This window comes from Borrelia hispanica CRI (assembly GCF_000500065.1).
Taxonomy (GTDB): Bacteria; Spirochaetota; Spirochaetia; order Borreliales; family Borreliaceae; genus Borrelia; species Borrelia hispanica.
In genome coordinates this window covers 1-1,618 of sequence record NZ_AYOU01000048.1, presented here as the reverse complement: position 1 = coordinate 1,618, position 1,618 = coordinate 1, and the positions used below count along the sequence as shown (strand labels likewise).

The following is a 1,618-nucleotide window of genomic DNA, read 5'->3' as shown; positions in this document are numbered from 1 at the left end:
AGATTGTGTTTCAATATTTTTTCAGTGCTATCGAGTCTTGTTCTTTTGGGTTTTAGAACTTTTTCAAGAATAGATATATCTTTTTCTAAAGACTTTTTAGTTGAAGCATGATCAAGTACACCTTTAAACTTAATAGTAAATCCAGTGTTATTCATAATATTCCTTTAGATAGAGACATCTCATATATCTTCATTTGAAGTTTTAAATCTGATATTTTATTAACTTCCATTAAATCTTTGTAATTCAATGTCTTTACTTCATTGAAGCTACAAATACCCATCATAACGGGGAAATGATATTTATCTTTTTTTACATTCTCAAGGAATTTAAAATATGAGTTTGTTATTTCTTGTAGAATATCACTTCCTTTATGTATTCTCATAGGCTTATCCCTTAAATCTTTATTTTTTCTGAATCGAGATTTTGTGTTATTTGTTCATAATTCCAACGATCGTCAATATAGTCAAATTTTACAAGTCCACCATCATTATTTAGATAATGACTTAAGTAAATAAGACTTGGTTTCTTAAATTCTTCTTCTAAGTTAAATGTATCAAATTGAATTGAATAAAGTATTGCAATAAGATAATCTTTGTAGTAAGAAATATATTTTCTATTGTCATCTAAAATGAAGTAAAATTTGTCTAAAAAGTCAGGTTTGATCATAATGTTTGTTATTGTCCTGAGATAATCAATATTATTGAGTTTATCAATACCATAATTTTGTGAAAAACCTAAAATAGAATCCCACTGGTAAACTGGTAATACTTTTACATCGAATGTGTGTGTTTCCTTTTTAGTTAAAATATTCATTTTATAAAGCTGAGTCATAAATCCTCCTTAAATTTTAATTATTATGGTTTTTTTACTTCGCAATTAACAGCTCTAATTTCAAACGTAACCTTTTCTGCTTCAGCAGCATAGCTTCTTGATGGTTCTTCTGCAAAGAATGCATTATTAGATACAATGTGAATGTTTTCAAAGTCATTAAATACAAGGCTTAGCAGTTTTTCATATGTACTCTCTTTTACATTGTAAAATTGATTTTGAGACATATCTGTTAGTAGCTTGTAATCATAAGATCCAATAGTTACTTCAACATTAAATATGAAAGTAATAGTTTTAGGGTCTCTAAAACTAACTACCGGAAATCCCATATCTTCAGTACTAGATACAGCTCTTGTTGTAGGTTCACTAGTAAGCTCTAATTTCCCACTTTGAATATGCTTATCTTTAATTGAGAAAAATATCTTCGTTAAGTTGTAAACATGATCCATTATTTAACCTCCTTTAAACTATTTTGATAGCTTTGTATATCTTGTGTTGTGATATTTAATACCACTCCTTTCATAGAATGGTTATAAGTAATATTTATTGATAAGAATAGTTTTAGTGCAGCACTTGCCGATATTTGTATTTTGAGTTTAGAATAAGAAACAATTAGACCTGAATCAATAAGTTCTTTAAGTTTGCATTCAATAGCAGCACTATAAGCATTATCTCTTTGTCCTGATAGTTGAAGTTCTGATAATTTACTATTTTGTCTATTATTTAAGTTCCATATTCTAATAAGTTCTGCAATAAATTCATATTTGATATAGTCATAAGTAAAAATTTC

General features: G+C 27.1%; 5 protein-coding genes. All 5 read right to left on the bottom strand.

What is annotated here, in order from left to right:
• Positions 1-155: DUF759 family protein (locus tag U880_RS11065; RefSeq protein ID WP_152520372.1), on the bottom strand; the 155-nt coding region annotated here is incomplete at its 3' end.
• On the bottom strand, positions 152-382 hold the full coding sequence (locus U880_RS0101300) for a DUF1322 family protein (RefSeq protein ID WP_024654457.1): 231 nt from the start codon (positions 380-382) through the stop codon (positions 152-154). The genes U880_RS11065 and U880_RS0101300, both read right to left, overlap by 4 nt.
• 11 nt (positions 383-393) lie before the next feature.
• Entirely contained in the window at positions 394-831 is a 438-nt protein-coding gene (locus tag U880_RS0101295; protein WP_024654456.1) for a DUF1473 family protein, read from the bottom strand.
• A gap of 23 nt (positions 832-854) precedes the next feature.
• Complete coding sequence (locus U880_RS0101290) at positions 855-1,277, bottom strand: DUF1463 family protein (RefSeq protein ID WP_024654455.1); 423 nt, start codon at positions 1,275-1,277, stop codon at positions 855-857.
• Positions 1,277-1,618 (bottom strand): DUF787 family protein (locus tag U880_RS0101285; RefSeq protein WP_024654454.1); only part of this gene is annotated, 342 nt, incomplete at its 5' end. The genes U880_RS0101290 and U880_RS0101285, both read right to left, overlap by 1 nt.

What these genes read in the sequence shown, in the direction of transcription:
- U880_RS0101300 (WP_024654457.1), bottom strand. Translation starts at nt 382, where the DNA reads ATGAGAATACATAAAGGAAGTGATATTCTACAAGAAATAACAAACTCA.
- U880_RS0101290 (WP_024654455.1), bottom strand. Translation starts at nt 1,277, where the DNA reads ATGGATCATGTTTACAACTTAACGAAGATATTTTTCTCAATTAAAGAT.
- U880_RS0101295 (WP_024654456.1), bottom strand. Translation starts at nt 831, where the DNA reads ATGACTCAGCTTTATAAAATGAATATTTTAACTAAAAAGGAAACACAC.